Origin of the sequence: Autumnicola psychrophila (assembly GCF_031846645.1) — a bacterium.
GTDB classification, from domain to species: Bacteria; Bacteroidota; Bacteroidia; order Flavobacteriales; family Flavobacteriaceae; genus Autumnicola; species Autumnicola psychrophila.
The window spans coordinates 175,226-194,738 of sequence record NZ_JAVRHN010000007.1 but is presented as its reverse complement, the minus strand read 5'-3'; the positions used below and the strand labels follow the sequence as shown (position 1 = coordinate 194,738).

The 19,513-nt window shown below is 38.6% G+C and carries 21 protein-coding genes; 16 read left to right on the top strand and 5 right to left on the bottom strand.

From position 1 onward, the window contains the following. Window positions 1-46: 46 nt before the first annotated feature. Window positions 47-235 (bottom strand): hypothetical protein, encoded by a 189-nt coding sequence (locus tag RM541_RS11050; RefSeq protein WP_311500208.1) that lies wholly within the window; start codon window positions 233-235, stop codon window positions 47-49. 134 nt (window positions 236-369) lie between these two features. On the opposite strand from RM541_RS11050, the gene RM541_RS11045 reads away from it, so the two are divergent. After that, complete coding sequence (locus RM541_RS11045) at window positions 370-756, top strand: pyrophosphohydrolase domain-containing protein (RefSeq protein WP_311500207.1); 387 nt, start codon at window positions 370-372, stop codon at window positions 754-756. Between the two features lie 11 nt (window positions 757-767). Continuing rightward, window positions 768-1,304, top strand: a complete 537-nt coding sequence (locus tag RM541_RS11040) for a Gmad2 immunoglobulin-like domain-containing protein (RefSeq protein ID WP_311500206.1) — start codon at window positions 768-770, stop codon at window positions 1,302-1,304. A gap of 134 nt (window positions 1,305-1,438) precedes the next feature. Here the strand turns inward: RM541_RS11040 and RM541_RS11035 are convergent, their stop codons facing one another. Next, window positions 1,439-2,506 (bottom strand): branched-chain amino acid aminotransferase, encoded by a 1,068-nt coding sequence (locus tag RM541_RS11035; protein WP_311500205.1) that lies wholly within the window; start codon window positions 2,504-2,506, stop codon window positions 1,439-1,441. A gap of 173 nt (window positions 2,507-2,679) precedes the next feature. Between RM541_RS11035 and mnmC2 the strand changes: the two genes are divergently transcribed. Both mnmC2 and RM541_RS11025 read left to right on the top strand, forming a co-directional pair. Then, window positions 2,680-3,360, top strand: a complete 681-nt coding sequence (gene mnmC2, locus RM541_RS11030) for a tRNA (5-methylaminomethyl-2-thiouridine)(34)-methyltransferase MnmC2 (protein WP_311500204.1) — start codon at window positions 2,680-2,682, stop codon at window positions 3,358-3,360. A gap of 64 nt (window positions 3,361-3,424) precedes the next feature. Beyond that, window positions 3,425-4,327 (top strand): TIGR01777 family oxidoreductase, encoded by a 903-nt coding sequence (locus RM541_RS11025; RefSeq protein ID WP_311500203.1) that lies wholly within the window; start codon window positions 3,425-3,427, stop codon window positions 4,325-4,327. Between the two features lie 152 nt (window positions 4,328-4,479). Here RM541_RS11025 and RM541_RS11020 read toward each other — a convergent pair whose 3' ends face one another. Then, window positions 4,480-5,151 (bottom strand): YceI family protein, encoded by a 672-nt coding sequence (locus RM541_RS11020; RefSeq protein ID WP_311500202.1) that lies wholly within the window; start codon window positions 5,149-5,151, stop codon window positions 4,480-4,482. 156 nt (window positions 5,152-5,307) lie between these two features. On the opposite strand from RM541_RS11020, the gene RM541_RS11015 reads away from it, so the two are divergent. The 7 genes from RM541_RS11015 (at window position 5,308) to RM541_RS10985 (ending at window position 12,470) form a co-directional block, all read left to right on the top strand. Beyond that, complete coding sequence (locus RM541_RS11015) at window positions 5,308-5,904, top strand: nucleotide exchange factor GrpE (protein WP_311500201.1); 597 nt, start codon at window positions 5,308-5,310, stop codon at window positions 5,902-5,904. A 31-nt stretch (window positions 5,905-5,935) separates the two neighbouring features. Beyond that, complete coding sequence (gene dnaJ, locus RM541_RS11010) at window positions 5,936-7,060, top strand: molecular chaperone DnaJ (protein ID WP_311500200.1); 1,125 nt, start codon at window positions 5,936-5,938, stop codon at window positions 7,058-7,060. A gap of 208 nt (window positions 7,061-7,268) precedes the next feature. Then, entirely contained in the window at window positions 7,269-8,198 is a 930-nt protein-coding gene (locus RM541_RS11005; RefSeq protein ID WP_311500266.1) for an ABC transporter ATP-binding protein, read from the top strand. Then, entirely contained in the window at window positions 8,191-9,489 is a 1,299-nt protein-coding gene (locus RM541_RS11000; RefSeq protein ID WP_311500199.1) for an ABC transporter permease, read from the top strand. The genes RM541_RS11005 and RM541_RS11000 overlap by 8 nt, the downstream gene beginning before the upstream one ends. Window positions 9,490-9,491: 2 nt before the next feature. After that, the gene (locus tag RM541_RS10995; RefSeq protein ID WP_311500198.1) at window positions 9,492-10,415 is read left to right on the top strand and encodes a mechanosensitive ion channel family protein; all 924 of its coding nucleotides are present in this window, start codon (window positions 9,492-9,494) and stop codon (window positions 10,413-10,415) included. Next, entirely contained in the window at window positions 10,399-11,304 is a 906-nt protein-coding gene (locus tag RM541_RS10990; protein ID WP_311500197.1) for a DUF6268 family outer membrane beta-barrel protein, read from the top strand. The genes RM541_RS10995 and RM541_RS10990 overlap by 17 nt, the downstream gene beginning before the upstream one ends. Further along, the gene (locus tag RM541_RS10985; protein WP_311494973.1) at window positions 11,304-12,470 is read left to right on the top strand and encodes a sigma-54-dependent transcriptional regulator; all 1,167 of its coding nucleotides are present in this window, start codon (window positions 11,304-11,306) and stop codon (window positions 12,468-12,470) included. The genes RM541_RS10990 and RM541_RS10985 overlap by 1 nt, the downstream gene beginning before the upstream one ends. Here the strand turns inward: RM541_RS10985 and RM541_RS10980 are convergent. Next, window positions 12,467-13,081, bottom strand: coding sequence for a hypothetical protein (locus tag RM541_RS10980; RefSeq protein ID WP_311500196.1), 615 nt, complete (start codon window positions 13,079-13,081; stop codon window positions 12,467-12,469). The genes RM541_RS10985 and RM541_RS10980 overlap by 4 nt on opposite strands. Before the next feature lie 79 nt (window positions 13,082-13,160). Here RM541_RS10980 and RM541_RS10975 point away from each other — a divergent pair, with 79 nt between their 5' ends. From RM541_RS10975 to RM541_RS10955, 5 genes are all read left to right on the top strand, one after another. Next, on the top strand, window positions 13,161-14,039 hold the full coding sequence (locus tag RM541_RS10975; RefSeq protein WP_311500195.1) for a PPK2 family polyphosphate kinase: 879 nt from the start codon (window positions 13,161-13,163) through the stop codon (window positions 14,037-14,039). Between the two features lie 38 nt (window positions 14,040-14,077). After that, window positions 14,078-15,499, top strand: coding sequence for a M20/M25/M40 family metallo-hydrolase (locus tag RM541_RS10970; RefSeq protein ID WP_311500194.1), 1,422 nt, complete (start codon window positions 14,078-14,080; stop codon window positions 15,497-15,499). 516 nt (window positions 15,500-16,015) lie between these two features. Continuing rightward, window positions 16,016-17,377, top strand: coding sequence for an MATE family efflux transporter (locus RM541_RS10965; protein WP_311500193.1), 1,362 nt, complete (start codon window positions 16,016-16,018; stop codon window positions 17,375-17,377). Between the two features lie 193 nt (window positions 17,378-17,570). Next, the gene (locus tag RM541_RS10960; RefSeq protein WP_311494979.1) at window positions 17,571-17,798 is read left to right on the top strand and encodes a DUF8828 family protein; all 228 of its coding nucleotides are present in this window, start codon (window positions 17,571-17,573) and stop codon (window positions 17,796-17,798) included. A 1-nt stretch (window position 17,799) separates the two neighbouring features. Further along, window positions 17,800-18,372 carry a phosphatase PAP2 family protein gene (locus RM541_RS10955; protein WP_311500192.1) on the top strand — a complete coding sequence of 191 codons (573 nt, stop codon included), beginning with the start codon at window positions 17,800-17,802 and terminating at the stop codon, window positions 18,370-18,372. On the opposite strand, the gene meaB is transcribed toward RM541_RS10955, so the two are convergent. Then, the gene (gene meaB / locus RM541_RS10950; RefSeq protein WP_311500191.1) at window positions 18,358-19,434 is read right to left on the bottom strand and encodes a methylmalonyl Co-A mutase-associated GTPase MeaB; all 1,077 of its coding nucleotides are present in this window, start codon (window positions 19,432-19,434) and stop codon (window positions 18,358-18,360) included. The two genes, RM541_RS10955 and meaB, sit on opposite strands and share 15 nt — an antisense overlap. Between the last annotated feature and the right edge of the window lie 79 nt (window positions 19,435-19,513).

The following is a 19,513-nucleotide window of genomic DNA, read 5'->3' as shown; positions in this document are numbered from 1 at the left end:
GCTAAGATAAATAAAATCCTTTGCTATGTAGAAATTCCCGTGTTTACTAGCGGTTCATAAATAATTTTATCAAAAAAAGTATACCAATAAAGGCGAGAAAGCCAATAAGCACATATATACTTCCTTTGTAATATTTTCTATGCAGTGCAATATCCTTGCGATAGCTAAAAATTATGGCTGCCACAAAGGCTACCACAAAAAAGCCTGCAAAAATTAGCTGTCCTGTACTAAACATTTTTGTTATTTTTAAGCAAAGTTAAGCTTTTCATGCAGATTCTGGCTGCAAAAGCAACAGGAGTAAATTTCAAATAAGAACACAATAGGTCAATTGGCCACAGCTCAATTTGAGCATCAAAGAACAAAAATAATATGAAGAAAAGAATTGCGGCGGTAAAACAATTTCATACTGCTTTTGGACTTGGTTTTAATGAAGAACCTATTGCAGATCTCGGGAAGCATAAAAATAAACTGCGTTTTGAGCTTATGAAGGAAGAGAATGAGGAATACCTGGAGGCTGCCAATAATAATAATCTGGCTGAAGTTGCAGATGCCCTGGGCGATATGCTCTATATCCTGTGTGGAACGATATTGGAGCACGGTATGCAGCATAAAATTGAAGAGGTTTTTGATGAAATTCAATTAAGCAACATGAGTAAGCTTGGCGCAGATGGGAAACCAATTTATCGGGAGGATGGTAAAGTGCTAAAGGGTCCAAATTATTTTAAACCAAATATTGATATGATTCTAAAAAAATAATAACACTGATAATGAACACCATAAAATACTTCTTTATCCTATTGATAGTGATCCCTCTTTGCACTTCCTGTGGTGAAAACCGGAAGGATGAAAATTCTTCTGAAACTTCAGAGGATAATGCCCTAATTGAAGACACAGTACAGGAAAGTAGTGATGCTGAAAATGGCAATTTTCGACATTCCATTAAAGAGGAGGATGAAAATTGGCAAATTTCGAACCTCATTGTTGTAGAGCAGCCTAAAAAAGAAGAGAAGGTATATTCTCCGTTACAAATAAAGGGAAAAGCAAGAGGAACCTGGTTCTTTGAAGGTACAGCACCGGTCACTTTAGTCGATAATGGCCAAAAAGAGCTTGCCACCGGTACTATTGAGGCGAAAGGAGAGTGGATGACAGAGGATTTTGTTCCGTTTCAGGGAAGTTTGGAGTTTGATGCTCAAAATTTTGAAAATGGATTCTTGATTCTTCATCGCGCAAACCCTTCAGGCAAGCCAGAGTATGATAAAAATCTTACAATTCCGATAGATTTCTCAACTAACGAGGGGATTTAGCTTTTTATTCTTCCGAAGTTGAAAAATAGTGAAATTTTAGAGATGCTTCAGATTTATTTATTCCGAAGAAAAAGAAAAAAGAGCAATTCCCTTACGAGAATTGCTCTATTTATATTGCTATTAGTTTCAAACTCCTATTTAACCTGATATCTCCAGTTGAATTTATCTGCGGCCTGGTTGTACTGGATTTTTGTAAGTTTATCCTTAAAGAAACCGGCATAAGAATCTTCCAGTTTTGGCAAATCATATTTTTTACCTGCGTGACCAAAACCAACTATTGGATTTATCACAGTAGCAGTACCCGAACCAAAAATTTCCTTCAAATCGCCACTTTTTGCAGCTTCCACAATTTCTTTAACAGATACTCTCCTTACCTCAAGGTCTATATTGAATTCTTTGGCAAGGGCGATGATACTTTTTCTTGTCACACCGTCAAGAATCCTGTCACTCGTTGGAGCCGTTATTAATTTATCTCCAACTCTAAAAAAGATGTTCATGGTACCTGCCTCTTCCAGGTATTCGTGAGTGTTGGCATCTGTCCAGATGATTTGCTGAAAGCCTTCGTCTTTTGCAAGGTTAGTAGGGTAAAACTGGGCAGCATAATTCCCTGCAGCTTTTGCAAAACCTACACCTCCATCTGCTGCACGGCTGTATTCTTCAGAGAATTTAACTCTTACTTCCCCGCTGTAGTAAGCTTGTGCGGGAGAGCAAATGATCATAAATTTATATTCCTTTGCGGGTGCGGCAGATACGCCAGCTTCAGTAGCAATAACAAACGGACGTATATAAAGAGAATTTCCAAAACCTTTTTTTATCCAGTCTTTGTCCAGTTTTAGCAACTCTTCTAATCCGGCAAAAAAGAATTCTTTCGGAAAAGCAGGAATAGCGAGGCGTTCACTGGATTTATTAATACGCTCAAAATTATCTTCTGGTCTAAAAAGCCATATTTGATCTTCTTCATCCTTAAAAGCTTTCATTCCTTCAAAAACGGCCTGTCCATAATGAAACACCCGGGCAGAAGGATCCATTTCTAAAGGTCCGTAAGGCTGGATTTTAGGAGTTTGCCATGCACCATCTTTATAATCACAAATCATCATATGATCTGTAAAGACCTGTCCAAAAGCGAGATTATTAAAATCTGTATTTTCAATCTTAGAAGTTGCGGCTTTTTGAATATCCACAGGGGTGGTGCTGGTTTTCATATCATGTTTATTTTGACCAGCAAATTTACCCAAATTAAAACAGAATCAAAATCTAAACTTTTGGTAATTTTGGTAGCTTTACTTAGAAATTTGAAATCGAAATTGAACAACTAACCAAGCAGGGCGAAAATTGACGTTTCTTGCAGATGGTGCTTTAATAGAAAAATAATAATTTGGAAAGGAAGATCATTAGAACCGGCGACGGTTCGGTTACTATTCATTTACCACAATGGGATGAACAATATCATTCTAAACATGGGGCTGTTCAGGAAGCGCAACATGTATTTATTGAAATGGGGCTGAATTATTTTGTGAAAAACAGCAATACAGAAGATGTGAAAATTCTGGAAATCGGGTTTGGTACCGGGTTAAATGCTTTTATCACCTTTCTTCAGTTAAACCGGATTCAGAAAAGAATAGCGTACACGGGGGTAGAAGCCTATCCCGTAGATCTTTTAGAGGTAGAAAAACTTAATTATCCTGAGGTGCTATCTGCAGAGGAAAGCGCAGCTGTTTTCCTGGATATGCACACTATTCCGTGGGAGGAAAAAACAGTAATTTCAGAAGATTTTGTTCTTATAAAGCAAAAGAAAAAATTTGAAGATATAGAGGAGAAAAAGGCGTTTCACATTATTTATTTTGATGCTTTTGGTGCTAGAGTACAACCGGAACTGTGGACAGAAGATGTATTTCAAAAAATGTTTGAAGCTTTAATTGAAGGAGGAGTCCTGGTGACTTATGCAGCCAAAGGTAGTGTAAGAAGAGCTATGCAGGCAGTTGGTTTTACTGTGGAAAGACTGCCCGGCCCACCTGGAAAACGTGAAATGTTAAGGGCAGTTAAAAAACATACATAGTCTTTGTTAAACCGCCATTAAATTTAGCTACAGTAGTTTACAGTATGTACCTTAAAAGAAAAAAATGCGAGTTTTAATTACAGGAGCAACGGGGCTAATTGGTTCGCATGTAACCAGCTTATGCCATGAGAAGGGGATTGACGTGCATTACCTTACCACGAGCAGGTCAAAAATAGAGAAAAAGGAGAACTATAAAGGTTTTTACTGGAATCCAAAGACACAGGAAGTCGATCTTGACAGCATCAAGGGCGTAGATGCGGTTATAAATCTTGTGGGTGCAAGTATTGCTGAACGGTGGACCAAAGATTATAAGCGGGAAATTATAGAAAGTAGAACAGAGACTGCTAAATTACTTTTTGATACTTTATCGCAAAACGACCATTCGGTAGAACAATTTATTTCAGCAAGTGCAATAGGGATTTACCCAAGTTCGCTTGAGAAACTTTATTTTGAAGAAGATGATGGAGTGGATGATTCTTTTGTAGGAAAGGTTGTGGTGAAATGGGAAAGTGCAGTTAATAATTTTCAGGATATAGGAATAGATGTCACAAAAATAAGAATAGGTCTTGTGCTTGCTCCCAACGGCGGACTTCTTAAAAAGTTAAAGGACCCTGTTGGTTTTAATGTTGGCGCTCCTTTAGGAAGCGGTCAACAATGGCAGTCATGGATACACATTGAGGATTTGGCTAATATCTTTGTCCACACCCTGGAGAAGGAACTTTCCGGTACTTATAATGCTGTCGCACCCAGTCCTGTTACTAACAAAGAGCTCGTAAAATGTGTAGCAAACCACATGGGGAAATCTGTTTGGTTGCCGAACGTGCCTGCTTTTGTTTTAAAGACGGTGTTAGGGGAAATGTCTACAATCGTTCTTTCGAGTCAGTTGGTTAGTAATAAAAAAATTGAAAGTACGGGTTATGTTTTTAAATACACCCACCTTTCTAAAGCCCTCGAAGATTTGTTATAGGAGATAATCAAGCTGAAATTCGTGCTCTCAAAAAAAGTAGATTTTCTTCCGGAGGCATGTAAGCTAGTATTTGACTTCCGTTTTGACGCTATTATAAAAAAAAGCTGCCATTGGCAGCTTTTCTTGTACTTCTTAAAAAGAATTGGTATTAATTAAGCTTTTGTAGCTTTAAGATCAATTTTAAGTTCGATGTCATCACTTACAAAGTTGTCACCCAAATTGTCAAATACAGATTTTGATCCATAGTTCACGTTCCAGTCAGTCCTGTCAATAGTGAAAGTTTCACTTGAAATTTCAATTTCATCTCCAGAACGGTTGATATTTACCGGGAAAGAAATATTTTTAGTTTCTTCCTTAATGGTAAGATTACCTTCCATCATTTTTTGACCGTCTTTGTCAGAAATACCTGTTACTTCAAATGTCGCTTCAGGATACTTAAGAATATTAAAGAAGTCTCCTTCTTTTCCTTCTACAGTACCTTTTAGGTGTGCTTCAAGATTTTCTTTATCTTCTCCTTCAAGATCTGTAACATCAATAGTTACCATATCGATGGTAAAACTTCCGCTTTCTACGATAGAGTCATTTGCAGAAAATGTTCCGTCAGAAACTTTAATCGTTCCCGTATGAGTTCCTGTTGGTTTCGATCCTGACCATTCAATAACTGTAGCGGAAGTATCTACTTTATATTCTACAACTTCACCTTGAGCAACAGCAGCATCTTTAGCTTCTGTAACTTCGACTTCGTTGTTTTTTTCATTTTTACATCCTACTATCGAAACTGCAAGGAATGCGAAAAGGAATGTGTTTAAAAAATTAGTTTTCATACTAATACCTATTTAATTTTTGTTAAGCCGCGAAAGTATAAATAAGATGAATACGTGCGTCATAATAAATTATTAAAATCTAACTGGTGACATTTTGACATTCAGGAAATATTGGCAATACTTTTGACCCCTTATGCTTAGTAAAAATGCGAAACAATGAGTAAGAAGAACGATAATAAAATAAAGGCAGAAGAAAGTTCTGTTAAAGATAAAATAGAGGATGCCATTGACGAGGCAATAGAAGAGGTGGAAGAGAGCGAGAAAAAGAATGAAGATGCAGAGGATGACTCAGATTTCGGACTTTCTGAGACGGAATTATTGAAGGAAGAAGTGCAGAAGGAAAAGGATAAATTTCTTCGTCTTTTCGCTGAATTTGAAAATTATAAAAGACGTACTTCCAAAGAACGGCTGGAATTATTTAAAACTGCCAACCAGGAAGTAATGACAGCTATGTTGCCTGTACTGGACGATTTTGACCGGGCTTTAAATGAAATCCGGAAAACAGAGGATAAGAACCTGCTTCAGGGAGTTGAACTTATTAATAATAAATTCAGGGAAACTCTTAAGAACAAAGGTCTTGAACCTATGAATGTTGAAGAAGGAGAGATCTTTGATGCAGATATTCATGAAGCTATTACACAAATTCCCGCGCCTTCTGAGGATTTAAAAGGGAAAATTGTTGACGTTGTAGAAAGGGGCTATAAACTTGGTGAGCGTATTATTCGTTACCCAAAAGTAGTAACCGGTAAATAGAGCAACTTTTTTTGAACCGCAAAAATAAACCATGAAAGAGGATTATTACGAGATATTAGGAATAAGCAAAGGAGCTTCATCTGCTGAAATAAAGAAAGCATATCGAAAGATGGCTATAAAGTACCACCCAGATAAAAATCCGGGGGATACAAAAGCTGAAGATATGTTTAAAAAAGCAGCTGAAGCATATGAAGTTTTAGGAAACGAAGAGAAAAAAGCGCGATATGACAGGTTTGGTCACCAGGCTTTCGAAGGCGGCGGCTTTGGCGGCGGTGGCGGAATGAACATGGATGACATTTTTAGCCAGTTTGGAGACATTTTCGGTGGTGGCGGCTTCGGGGGCGGAGGTTTCTCCGGCTTTGGAGGTGGCTTTGGCGGAGGCCAGCGACGTGCCAAAGGAAGTAATTTGAGAATTCGTGTAGCTCTTACTCTGGAAGAAATTGCCAATGGAGCAGAGAAAAAGATAAAAGTAAAAAGAAAATTACAGGCACCTGGAACTACATATAAAACCTGTAGCACTTGTAGCGGTACAGGACAGGTTACACGTGTAACCAACACGATTTTAGGGAGAATGCAAACCGCTTCCCCGTGTACCACGTGTGGCGGTAGTGGGCAGATTATTGATCAAAAGCCTGCAGATGCCGATGCACATGGACTTATTACAAAAGAAGAAACTGTTTCTATAAAAATACCGGCAGGTGTTGAGGATGGAATGCAGTTAAAAGTAGCTGGAAAAGGGAACGATGCACCAGGCAATGGTATACCGGGAGATCTTCTTGTTGCTATTGAAGAGAAGGAGCATCCCAGCTTACAAAGGGAAGGCGATAACCTGCATTACGATCTTTATATAAGTTATTCTGAAGCTGTACTTGGCAGTTCCAGAGAAATTGATACAGTTTCAGGCAAAGTCAGGATCAAAGTAGAAGAAGGAGTGCAATCGGGAAAGATTCTTCGTCTAAGGGGCAAAGGGATATCAAATCTAAACGGCTACGGCAAAGGAGATCTTTTAGTACATGTTAACGTATGGACTCCTAAAACTCTTAATAAAGAACAGAGAGAGTTTTTCGAAAGAATGGCTAATGATGAGAATTTCCAGCCAAATCCAGAGAAGAGCGATAAATCATTTTTTGAAAAAGTTAAAGATATGTTTTCATAATAAGTAATTTTTAAGAAAATTTTTATATATTTGAGTATCACTAAGTCTTTAGTGATAATTTTTCTTTTTCATAGCAATTTTTTTCCCATCCTTAATTTATTAGGGGTGGGTTTTGTTTTTATAGCCCTAGCGTGGTTATAAAAAGTTCTTGATGCAACGAACTCTCTGGCAATTTTATATATATTTACTTAATCTGGAATTTTTCTCTATGGATAATCTTTTAGTGGCCGAAAATATCTACAAGCGTTTCGGGAAATTCACTGCTCTTAATAATGTTTCAATAAGTATACCCAGGGGAAGTGTTTTTGGTCTTCTGGGGCCTAATGGAGCTGGGAAAACAACCCTTCTCAGAATCATTAACCAGATTACAATGCCAGATGAAGGAAAGGTTTTCCTGGATGGACAGCCCCTACATCCAGATGATATTGTTCATATTGGTTATCTTCCGGAAGAACGGGGACTTTATAAATCGATGAAGGTGGGGGAGCAGGCACTTTATTTGGCCAGGCTAAAAGGCTTATCCAAAGCTGAAGCAAAGAAAAGACTTGACTATTGGTTTGAAAAACTTGAGATAACCTCGTGGTGGGATAAGAAGATTCAGGAATTATCAAAAGGCATGGCACAAAAAGTACAGTTTGTAATTACTGTTTTGCACAACCCGAAATTGTTGATTTTTGATGAACCTTTTAGTGGATTTGATCCTGTAAATGCCGGCATAATAAAAAGGGAAATTCTTCAGTTAAAAGAAGAAGGAGCCACTATTCTTTTCTCAACACACAGGATGGAGAGTGTAGAGGAACTTTGTGATTATATGGCTTTAATTCATAAATCCAATAAACTGCTCGATGGTAAAGTTCGGGATATAAAGAAGAAATATAAGTCCAACACCTACGAAATTGGCGTAGAAACTTCTAATGAAGAGGCCTTACTGGCAGAGCTTCAGGACAAATTCACCCTTGGGAATGCACAGTTTAAAAGTATTAATAATGACCTTAAACTGAGTGTACAATTAAAAGAAGGGGAATCCTCTAATTATTTACTGGAATACCTGCTTACCAAAGGAAAGATTAACCATTTTGTAGAGGTAATTCCTTCAGTAAACGATATTTTTATAAAAACAGTTACTCAAAATGCGTAATCTGAAGCTAATCATTCAGCGTGAATATCTGGCACGGGTCAGGAACAGGACTTTTATAGTAATGACTTTTCTTAGTCCGCTTATCCTGGTGGGAATGATCCTGTTGATAGCTTATCTAAGTATGCTTAATAGCAGTGAACAGCGCATTATAGGGATTCATGATAAAAGCGGTGAATTTATTCAGGAATTTCAGGATGATGAGCAGGTTCAATATCTTGATTATTCTTCAAAAGACCTGGAGGTAGCCAAAAACATGATCCTGGATCAGGAATATTACGGTCTCATTTATATTCCGGACAATATTGATGATAATGATCTTGCGGGGGCAGTTCGCTTTTATGGGAAGGAATCCCCGGGAATGGGAATGCTGCAAAACATCGAAAAAATAATAGCAGATAAGCTTACAGATCAGGAGTTACTGAATCGTGGGATTGATACTTCCCAGATAGAAGCTGCCCGGGCACAGGTGAATGTTCAGATTCAGAATTTTTCTGGTGAAAGAAGTTCAAAAATGTCGAATTATATTAAGATGTTTTTTGGGGGAGCAGCGGGTTATTTGCTTATGATGTTTATTATTATCTACGGCAACATGGTAATGCGAAGTGTGATTGAGGAAAAAACAAATAGAATTATTGAAATTATAGTTTCTTCAGTAAAACCTATACACCTAATGCTAGGGAAGGTTATTGGGACTTCTCTGGCGGGTATTACTCAGTTTTCTATTTGGGTGGTTGTAGGTGGATTATTGCTGGCTGTTCTTTCCTTGTTTTTTGGAATCGACCCTTTCACAATAGAAACTCCTGCACAGGCTCAAATGGAGCAAATGGTTCAGCCTGAAATTCAGCAATTGCTGGTGGATATTATTAACCTTCCAATCCTGAGTCTTCTCATATTTTTCCTAATCTATTTTATTTCCGGCTATTTCTTATACAGTGCAATATATGCAGCTATAGGAGCAGCTGTAGATAGCGAAACCGATACACAGCAGTTTATGTTTCCTGTTATCCTGCCACTTATGTTGGGTATTTATGTGGGATTCTTTGCAGTTATTGAAAATCCTCACGGTACAGTTTCCACTATTTTTTCTATGATTCCGTTAACTTCACCTATTGTTATGCTTATGCGCATTCCTTTTGATGTGCCGTGGTGGGAATTGGTAATATCAATAGCAATTCTTCTTGCTACAAATTTTGCTGTGGTTTGGATTGCAGCTAAAATTTATAGAGTGGGAATTCTTATGTACGGTAAAAAAGCAAGTTACAAGGAGCTTTACAAATGGCTTAAATATTAAAAATGCAGGAAGGAACAAGGGAGCAAATATCAGAAATAATTGAGCAGGATATCTGGGGGGCTATAAAGGATATATGGAACTATGTAATTATTTCCTACGAGGTAAAAGACGGTTCTCTTATAGAAATTACTATAGGTCTCGTCCTTCTTGTAATCTTTGTTTTTATTGTCACCAGTATTGTACTACGGTTACTGCGATCTTTTATTAGCAGCAAGTTGATCGTTGAGGACCAAATGAAGTTTGTAAGCGTCTTCAAATTTATTAAGTACTTTGTTTACCTTACGGTAATCCTGATTACTTTAAGTACTGCGGGAATCGACATAACCCTCCTCCTTACTGCTTCTGCCGTATTGTTTGTTGGTCTTGGTCTTGCCCTTCAGGAATTATTCCAGGATATAATAGGAGGTATATTTATAATTATAGATAAATCCCTGTTGGTTGGAGATGTTATAGAGATGGACGGCAGAGTTGGCCGCGTCTTTCAAATAAAGCTCAGGACCACCCGTGCTTTAACAAGGGATGATAAAGTAATGATAATTCCTAACCATAAATTTATTAGTGATACCCTTTACAATTATACACAAAATCATAAAACTACCAGGGAAGCAGTAAAAGTAGGGGTGGCTTATGGGAGCGATACAGAAAAAGTAAGGCAGGTTCTCCTGGAATGTGCAAAGGAGCAAAAGGGCATTTTAAAAAAACCGGAGCCTTTCGTGCTTTTCGAGGACTTTGGTGATTCTGCTTTAATGTTCGGTCTGCATTTTTATATTACTGATAGTTTTGTAGATCCTAAAGTTAAAAGTGAGTTAAGGTTCAATATAGATAAGAAATTTAGGATAAATAATATTACTATTCCGTTTCCGCAGCGGGATGTACATATGTTTTATTCACAAAATAAACCTGCAGATAATGAAGAAAGCAGTTAAGTCACTTTTTTTAATATTTGGTTTCTTATTTTTCGAACAAACAAACGCACAGGTAACAGATCTGGCTAGAGTGGAATATACTTATTTCCCACAAAGACAATCTGATAACTCCTTTAGAAGGTTTAGAACCTTTTTTAATTATCCCATAGAACTAAAAAAAGAAGGTTCTTATCTGGTGCCGGGGATAGAGTACAGGAATGTGAATTTTAAGTATGAAGATCCTGAATTTTTTGAAACTTCAAATCTTGATAGATTTCAGTCCATTACGGCATCCCTGGCTTATACCTTTAAGATGAAAAATGACTGGAGGTTTGGAGCTCAAACAGGAATTAAAATAGCTTCAAATTTTTCGCGTAGTGACATCATTAATGATGATTTAATTTATGATGGCGCCATTTTTTTTATTAAAGTTAAGGACGAAGAAGAGGGCGATAAATCCTGGCGGTTAATTTTAGGTGTTAATTACTCTACTACAAGAGGTTTCCCTTTTCCGCTGCCGGTGATCAATTATTTCAGGGAATTTAGTCCCGACTGGTCATTTTCCGTAGGTGTTCCAAAAAGTAATTTGCGTTATGCCGTAAGTAAAAAAAGTACGCTGCAGGCATTTGTCACTTTGGACGGCTTCTTCGCAAATGTGCAGGATAATTTTGATGTAATTCCAACCAATAACGGGCAAAGCGCTATTGCAGAAAATATTTCCATGACGATTCTGCTTAGTGGTTTAGGTTACGAATACAATTTTACCGAGCATTTATCATTTTATGTTTATGCCGGATATACATTAATTAACGACATACGCTTTCGTGATAAAAATAAGGATGATGTCCTTACGATCAACGATACCAATACCTTTTATTCACGGGGTGGACTTAAATTCAGTATACTGTAATGGCAAAAATATTATTAATAGAAGACGAAGCAGCAATAAGAAGGGTTCTTGTAAAAATACTTTCTGAAGAAAATAAAACTTATTCCGTAGAAGAGGCTGTAGATGGATTAGAGGGAATGGAGAAAATTAAAGATGAAGATTACGACCTTGTTCTCTGTGATATTAAAATGCCGAAAATGGATGGTGTTGAAGTATTGGAAGCCACAAAAAAAATAAAACCTGAGGTCCCTTTTGTGATGATTTCCGGTCACGGAGACCTGGATACAGCAGTAAATACGATGAGAATGGGAGCTTTTGACTATATTTCGAAGCCACCAGATCTAAACCGGCTTCTTAATACGGTGCGAAATGCACTGGACAGAAAGGAACTGGTAGTCGAGAATTCCCGTCTAAAAAAGAAGGTCAGTAAAAATTACGAAATGATCGGGGAGTCAGAATCTATTGTTCGTATAAAAGAACTTATAGAAAAAGTGGCACATACAGATGCCCGTGTTTTAATTACCGGACCAAATGGTACAGGAAAGGAACTGGTTGCGCATTGGCTGCATCAAAAAAGTGATCGCTCAAAGAGCCCTATGGTAGAAGTGAACTGTGCTGCAATTCCTTCAGAATTAATAGAAAGTGAACTCTTTGGGCATGTAAAGGGAGCTTTTACTTCAGCAAATAAAGATCGCGCCGGTAAATTTGAAGCTGCCAATGGCGGTACTATTTTTCTGGATGAAATTGGAGATATGAGTCTATCTGCCCAGGCTAAGGTTTTGAGAGCGCTTCAGGAAAACAGAATTTCCCGGGTGGGTAGTGACAAAGACATAAAAGTAGATGTGCGTGTGGTAGCTGCTACTAATAAAGATCTTAAAGAAGAAATAGAGAAGAACAATTTTAGGGAAGATTTGTACCACCGGCTTGCTGTAATTTTAATTCAGGTGCCATCCCTTAATGAGCGTAAAGAAGATATTCCTTTACTGGTAGATCACTTTACCGCAAAAATTGCCAGTGATCACGGAAGTAATAAAAAAGAGTTTACAGACGAAGCATTGAAAATTCTTAAAGAATATGACTGGCGTGGAAATGTGCGGGAGCTTAGAAATGTTGTGGAACGACTAATTATCCTTGGTGGTGAAAAAGTAACCGCAGAAGATGTAAAGCTGTTTGCCAGTAAATTTTAAGAACCTGAGGTTGCAGGACTCTCTGCGTTATCAGGAACATATCTTAAGAAATACATTGTGTCGCCACTGGGATGATCCCAGGTGTGAAAAAGTTCAAAGCCGAATCTCTGGTAGACCAAAGAATTCTTTCTGTGTCGCGTTTCTGCGTATAACGGAATTTTATATTCCCGTGCACGCCGGTAAAATTCATCTTTCATAGATTTTCCTACCTGCGTATCTGCGCCTCGTGAATCAGAAAGAATTCCCCAAAACCAGCAATACAAATATTCGCCCTCCTGTGGCCGTTGCTTCTTAATGTAACTTTGGTTTTTTACAATTTGAAAAGCATTTGTAATTCCTGTAACATGCCATACAAGCTTTATTTCTGAAAGGAGATCTTTCCAGAAGGAATCTTCTTTCTTACTTGTTTTAAAGAGAATAGCAATGCCCTTGCGGTTTTCAGAAATTACCAGGGCATCTTTTTCTATTGCTTTTTCCACCATGTGAGTGGCAAGATACCGGAATCGTTTATCTCTGCCAGGACCTTTTTTTACAATGTCCATAGAAGATGGAATCTCTTTTAAAAGAGTACTAACCTTCTCAATGATCTCTTCTTTTTCTTCCTTGTTCAAGCTGCTATAGTTTAGCAGCGAAGATAAAAAAAATTAGTCTTTCAAAGATTGTATATTTAGGTAATCCAAAATTTGAATTATGAAAGAAGTAGACCCGCAAGACTTAAAGATATCAGAACCAATTAAGCTGGAATCAATTCCAACATCATTAGATATGGGGGCCAGTGAGAAGGAGGTTGAAAAAGAGCTTAAGCAAACAAGGAAAGAACTGGCAGACTGGCAGGATAAACTTTATGCCCACAATAAATATTCAGTGCTGGTATGCCTTCAGGGAATGGATACTTCAGGAAAGGATAGTCTAATTCGGGAGGTTTTTAAAGGCTTTAACAGTAGGGGAGTGGTGGTGCATAGTTTTAAAACTCCAACTTCCAAAGAGTTAAAACATGATTTTTTATGGCGGCATTATTGCGCACTACCCGAAAGAGGGAAATTTGGTGTTTTTAACCGTACACATTACGAAAATGTATTGGTAACAAAAGTACACCCCGAATATATTTTAAAAGAGCGGCTGCCGGGAGTAAATTCTGTTTATGATATCAACCGGGATTTTTGGGAAGAACGTTATGAAGCAATTCGTAATTTTGAAAAACATATATCCCAAAACGGAACAATTATCTTTAAGTTTTTTCTGAATATTTCAAAAGAGGAACAACGGCAAAGACTTTTAAGAAGACTGCGTAAACCAGATAAAAACTGGAAGTTTTCTCCTGGCGACCTTGAAGAGAGAAAATTGTGGAATAATTACCGTAATTGTTATGAAGAGGCCATAAATAAAACTTCAAAAGAAAAGGCACCCTGGTTTGTGATTCCTGCAGATAATAAACCAACGGCACGTTATTTGGTTGCAAAGATTATGCTGGACGAACTTCAGAAGTACAAAGATGTACAGGAGCCCAGTCTTGCACCAGAAATCCTGAAAAATTTGGAAGATTACAGGAAGCAGCTGGAAAAGGAATAATTCGCTATTTTCGTCACGCAACCAAATCAGAAATTGAAATGAAGAAAATATTTTTTACTGTCTTAGGTTTACTTATCATAAATACGGTTACCGCTCAAAATTCTCAGGAGCAGTCAGATTCCCTTATGCTCCGGAAGATTTATGACATGTCTTTAATGCAGGGCAAAAGCTACGACTGGCTGGATCATCTTTCCAATAAAATTGGAGGAAGATTATCCGGTTCGTATCAGGCGCAGCAGGCAGTAGAATATACTAAGGAAGAACTGGAAAGCCTTGGCCTGGACAAGGTCTGGCTCCAACCGGTGATGGTTCCAAAATGGACCCGTGGTTCTAAAGAATTTGCTTATGTAGAAACTTCTCCCGGTACTACCAGGACTGTTAACATCACAGCTCTTGGAGGTTCGGTGGCAACTCCTGCCGGTGGGACAAAAGCGCAGGTGATAGAAGTACAGGGAATAGAAGATCTTGAACATTACGGAAGGGAGCAAATTGAAGGCAAAATTGTTTTTTTTAATCGTCCTATGCGTCCGGATTTGATTAGCACTTTTGAAGCCTATGGCGGTTGTGTGGATCAGCGGTATTCCGGAGCAGCAGAAGCTGGGAAGTATGGAGCCGCAGGAGTAATTGTCCGTTCGATGAATTTGAGAATGGACGATTATCCGCATACAGGATCAATGAGTTATGGCAGTACCCCGGTTTCAGAAAGGATCCCTGCCGCGGCAATCAGTACAAATGATGCGGCTTATTTAAGCGGAATCCTTAAAATGAATAAGGATCTGCAATTGTATTTCAAACAGAATTCTGAGCAGCATGAAGATGTGCAGTCTTACAATGTGATTGGCGAAATTACAGGAAGTGAGTATCCTGAAGAAATTTTGGTTGTGGGAGGCCACCTGGATTCCTGGGACATTGGAGATGGCGCTCATGATGATGGCGCCGGTGTGGTGCAATCTATGGAAGTGCTTAGGCTTTTCAAGGAAATTGGGTATAAGCCGAAAAGAACCATTAGAGTGGTGCTCTTTATGAATGAAGAAAACGGGCTTCGTGGAGGTAATAAATATGCTGAAGTAGCTAAATCCAAAAATGAAAAGCACATTTTTGCATTAGAAAGTGACGCCGGCGGATTTACACCCAGAGGTTTCTCTTTTGATGCAGATAAAGCACAATTCGCACAAATTCAGAGCTGGAAAGAGCTTTTTAAGCCATATCTTATTCATTATTTCGAATTAGGCGGAAGTGGAGCAGATGTTGGGCCATTAAAGCAGGGTGATGTTGTTCTGGCCGGTCTGCGTCCCGATTCTCAACGCTATTTTGATCATCATCATGCTGCCAACGATACCTTTGAGCACGTTAATAAGAGGGAACTTGAACTTGGAGCGGCAACAATGGCTTCGCTGGTTTATCTTGTCGATAACTACGGAATAAAAAGAATTAATACAGACGTAGAAGAAAAATTGTAAATCGCAGAAATACACTTGTTTAGGACTAGGGGTTGATAATTGCCATTTTTGAAGCATAACTTTTAAGAAGAGAGAGAAGAGAGAAGAGAGGAGAGAGCAAAGAGAAAAGAAAATTAAACTTTCCACTCTCCACTTTTTCTGCTGGGAAATTTTTTCGTGTATTCGTGACACATACTAGAGGTCGATAATTGCCATTTTTGAAGCATAATTTTTTAGAAGAGAGAGAAGAGAGGAGAGAGCAAAGAGAAAAGAAAAATGAACTTTCCACTCTCCACTTTTTCTGCTGAAAAACTTTTTCGTGTATCCTTGACACATACTACAGGTCGATAATTGCCATTTTGAAGCCTTAACTTTTTAGAGATAGGGAAACGAATCACTAATCACCAATCACCATTCACTGAACTTTCCACTCTCCACTTTTTCTGCTCCTTCAGGATTTAAGGTAACCAAAATATAAACGGCTTCTAAATTTTTCAGCTTGAAAAAGCTGCTATCTTTGCACACAAATTTTTCGATTTGAACCTTTCAGATTACACCAAAGAATTCAGTAAAAACCTGCAGATTGCCTTTCCGGTAATGTTGGGGCAATTGGGGCATGTGATGGTAGGCCTGGTGGATAATTTAATGATCGGGCAACTGGGCCCCGCGCCGTTGGCAGCAGTTTCTTTGGGTAATAGCCTCGTATTTATTGCACTTTCGCTGGGTATTGGCTTTTCCTTTGCCATTACTCCGTTAATTGCAGAGGCAGATGGTGCCGGAGATATTGAAAAAGGCCGAAATTATTTCCATCACGGAATCATTTTATGCGGCATTAACGGAATTCTGCTCTTTTTGTTACTGCTCCTGTCGAAACCCATTCTATACTACCTGGATCAGCCGCCGGAAGTAGTGGATTTGGCAATTCCTTACCTCGAAATTGTGGCTTTTTCGATGCTGCCTTTAATGATTTTTCAGGCTTTTAAACAGTTTGCCGATGGGCTTTCGCAAACAAAATATGCCATGTATGCCACTTTATTGGCCAACGTCGTAAATATTATTTTCAACTATTTTCTTATCTACGGAATCTGGATTTTTCCAAGGCTGGAGCTGGAAGGCGCCGCAATAGGAACGCTCATTTCACGCTTCTTTATGCTGTGGTTTATCTGGGTAATTCTTCGGAAAAAGAAGAAGTTCGCTGAATATTTTAAATGGACAAAAAAAGAGTTCCTGAAAACTGCCATTTTCAAACGTCTGCTTGGACTGGGATTTCCCACAGCTTTGCAGATGTTGTTTGAAGTTGCCATTTTTACAGCAACGGTTTTTCTTGCCGGGACTTTAGGTACAAATCCTCAGGCAGCCAATCAAATTGCTTTAAACCTCGCTTCTATGACGTTTATGGTGGCGGTAGGTCTTGGAGTGACGGCAACAATTAGAGTCGGTAATCAGAAGGGATTGAGTCAGTTTAAGGAATTGCGGAGAATAGCACTTTCTACTTTCCTGCTCGTATTTTTAATTGAAGCAGTTTTTGCCATTGGCTTTATTGCACTTAAAGATATCCTGCCGGAATTTTATATTGAAAATACTGAAGTTGTTTTACTCGCCGCACAATTACTCATTGTCGCTGCTTTGTTTCAGCTAAGCGACGGGCTGCAGGTGGTGATTTTAGGAGCTTTGCGGGGACTTCAGGATGTGCGCATTCCTACAATTATCTGCTTTATAGCCTATTGGATTATCGGCTTTCCGGTTTCCTGGTACTTCGGAAAAGAGGATCAGCTGGGAAGCATGGGAATCTGGCTGGGATTGCTCGCCGGCTTAACGGCTTCGGCCTTAATGTTGTATATTCGCTTTGATTTTCTAAGTAAAAAACTAATTCTGAATAAGAAATTAAAACATCAGTAAAAAAGTTGGAGCTGAGTTTTTTTAAATGAAATAATTAATCGTCGGCGTTGTACCTCCTGCAAGGTTTTAAAAACCTTGTAGGTGTGAGATTGATGACCCAAAAAAGTGTGAAACCTTTCAGGAGCTACAAACTGTTAATTTAAAGCACTTGTGAAGTAATATAAAATCATAAACTGAAAAAAATAAAAAGAACATGGACTTTCCTAAATTCCTTTTAGGTGATAATACAGATTATCCCGACGCAATTTTTGTAATTCATACTGAATTTCCGCGTTTCATTATAAATCTTGAAGATGATGAGGTAGAGTGGCTGGAAGATTTTGATGCCAGTGATGAAGAAGAGCTCACTACTGAAGCTGAAGGTTTAATTGACCAGGCAAATAAATTCTATGACCGCGAAGTAAGCCGATACGAAGACTAATATGCAGGAACTAATCGAACTGGATCACGAGCTGTTTTTGTTTCTTAACAATCTGGGAGACCCGGCATGGGATTGTTTTTGGCTTGCCATTACCGATAAGTTTACAGGAATTCCGCTTTACATATTATTTCTGTATTTAATTTTCAGAAATTTTGGATGGAAGGGGACTCTTGCCAGTATGGTTATAATTACACTGCTAATCACTGCTACAGATCAATTGGCTAATGTCTTTAAAGATGGATTTGAAAGGTTAAGGCCCTGCAGGCAGGAAGGAGTAATGGAACAGGCACGTTTTGTGGCGGTAAGATGTGGCCGGTTTGGATATTTTTCTGCTCATGCTTCCAATTCTATGGGAGTAGCCGTTTTTTTAGTCCTTCTTTTCCGGAAAATTTATCCTAAATGGATTTATTTGGTTCTTATATGGCCGCTTTTATCTTCGTATAGCCGAATTTATCTTGGAGTTCATTATCCGGCAGATGTGATTACAGGTTTACTAATTGGTGCTATTTTGGGGTATTTATTTTATAAATTACTTCAGTATATTTTTCTGAAGCTTAATCTATCCCAGGCTTAAGAGATACTTTGCAGCGGCAAAAGGGGTAGTTTTATTTTCTTCAATGGCTTTAAGTTGCTCTTTAAGTGCAGTTTTTATTTCAGAATGGTTGTAAAAGCGGCTCTTTAAATGTTCATTGATTGTTTGCAGCAGCCAAAATTTATTTTGTTCCTGTCGGTTATGGTTAAAGTATCCGGTCTCTCTGGCTAAACTCTCATATTCACTTATCATTTCCCAAACTTCGCTAACTCCGGTGTTATACAGAGCGCTGCTTAAAAGAACTTTTGGGGTCCAGGTGCTTTCTTTTGGCGGATAAAGGTGCAGAGCTCTCTTAAATTCCAGCCGCGCTTCCCGTGCGGCCTTTTCATTTTCACCGTCAGCTTTGTTGATCACGATAGCATCTGCCATTTCTATGATTCCGCGTTTTATGCCCTGCAGTTCATCCCCGGCTCCGGCAAGTTTCAGTAGTAAAAAAAAGTCTGTCATACTATGGACGGTCGTTTCGCTCTGGCCCACGCCCACGGTTTCTATAAGAAGCACATCAAACCCTGCGGCTTCGCATAAAACAATACTTTCCCGGGTTTTTCTGGCCACGCCACCAAGAGAATCTCCGCTGGGAGAAGGTCTTATAAAAGCATTTTCCTCTTTCACCAGTTCTTCCATCCGGGTTTTATCGCCAAGAATACTGCCTCCGGAAACACTGCTGGTAGGATCTACGGCAAGTACGGCTATTTTTTTTCCTTTTTTTATAAGAAAGCTTCCAAGACTCTCAATAAAAGTACTTTTTCCCACGCCCGGAACTCCGGTAATTCCAATGCGAATAGATTTATGAGCATAAGGGAGTGCTCCTTCCACGAGAAATTCCGCTTGTTTCTGATGTGTTTGCTGGTTACTTTCTACAAGTGTAATGCTTCTTCCGAGGGCAGTTTTATTTCCCCCGAGCAATTGCTTCAGCAGCTCTTTTTCCGAAGATTTATTTTTTCTGAAAGCCTTTATCCGTTCAGCCGAATTTGGATTGATATTACGAGAGCCCGGAGTGCTTCCGGATTCACTTAAAGCTGATTTTTCTGGATTATTGCTCACGGAAGTTGGTTTGTTACAAAGTTAGGAATTCATTCTGAGTGGCAATATTATTTGTATATTGAAGCTGAGAAATAAATAT

What these genes read in the sequence shown, in the direction of transcription:
- RM541_RS11000 (WP_311500199.1), top strand. Translation starts at nt 8,191, where the DNA reads ATGCGTAATCTGAAGCTAATCATTCAGCGTGAATATCTGGCACGGGTC.
- RM541_RS10985 (WP_311494973.1), top strand. Translation starts at nt 11,304, where the DNA reads ATGGCAAAAATATTATTAATAGAAGACGAAGCAGCAATAAGAAGGGTT.
- RM541_RS10990 (WP_311500197.1), top strand. Translation starts at nt 10,399, where the DNA reads ATGAAGAAAGCAGTTAAGTCACTTTTTTTAATATTTGGTTTCTTATTT.
- RM541_RS11025 (WP_311500203.1), top strand. Translation starts at nt 3,425, where the DNA reads ATGCGAGTTTTAATTACAGGAGCAACGGGGCTAATTGGTTCGCATGTA.
- RM541_RS10975 (WP_311500195.1), top strand. Translation starts at nt 13,161, where the DNA reads ATGAAAGAAGTAGACCCGCAAGACTTAAAGATATCAGAACCAATTAAG.
- RM541_RS10955 (WP_311500192.1), top strand. Translation starts at nt 17,800, where the DNA reads ATGCAGGAACTAATCGAACTGGATCACGAGCTGTTTTTGTTTCTTAAC.
- RM541_RS11050 (WP_311500208.1), bottom strand. Translation starts at nt 235, where the DNA reads ATGTTTAGTACAGGACAGCTAATTTTTGCAGGCTTTTTTGTGGTAGCC.
- RM541_RS10995 (WP_311500198.1), top strand. Translation starts at nt 9,492, where the DNA reads ATGCAGGAAGGAACAAGGGAGCAAATATCAGAAATAATTGAGCAGGAT.
- RM541_RS11015 (WP_311500201.1), top strand. Translation starts at nt 5,308, where the DNA reads ATGAGTAAGAAGAACGATAATAAAATAAAGGCAGAAGAAAGTTCTGTT.
- RM541_RS11040 (WP_311500206.1), top strand. Translation starts at nt 768, where the DNA reads ATGAACACCATAAAATACTTCTTTATCCTATTGATAGTGATCCCTCTT.
- RM541_RS11035 (WP_311500205.1), bottom strand. Translation starts at nt 2,506, where the DNA reads ATGAAAACCAGCACCACCCCTGTGGATATTCAAAAAGCCGCAACTTCT.
- RM541_RS11005 (WP_311500266.1), top strand. Translation starts at nt 7,269, where the DNA reads ATGGATAATCTTTTAGTGGCCGAAAATATCTACAAGCGTTTCGGGAAA.
- RM541_RS10970 (WP_311500194.1), top strand. Translation starts at nt 14,078, where the DNA reads ATGAAGAAAATATTTTTTACTGTCTTAGGTTTACTTATCATAAATACG.
- RM541_RS11020 (WP_311500202.1), bottom strand. Translation starts at nt 5,151, where the DNA reads ATGAAAACTAATTTTTTAAACACATTCCTTTTCGCATTCCTTGCAGTT.
- RM541_RS10960 (WP_311494979.1), top strand. Translation starts at nt 17,571, where the DNA reads ATGGACTTTCCTAAATTCCTTTTAGGTGATAATACAGATTATCCCGAC.
- RM541_RS11045 (WP_311500207.1), top strand. Translation starts at nt 370, where the DNA reads ATGAAGAAAAGAATTGCGGCGGTAAAACAATTTCATACTGCTTTTGGA.
- dnaJ (WP_311500200.1), top strand. Translation starts at nt 5,936, where the DNA reads ATGAAAGAGGATTATTACGAGATATTAGGAATAAGCAAAGGAGCTTCA.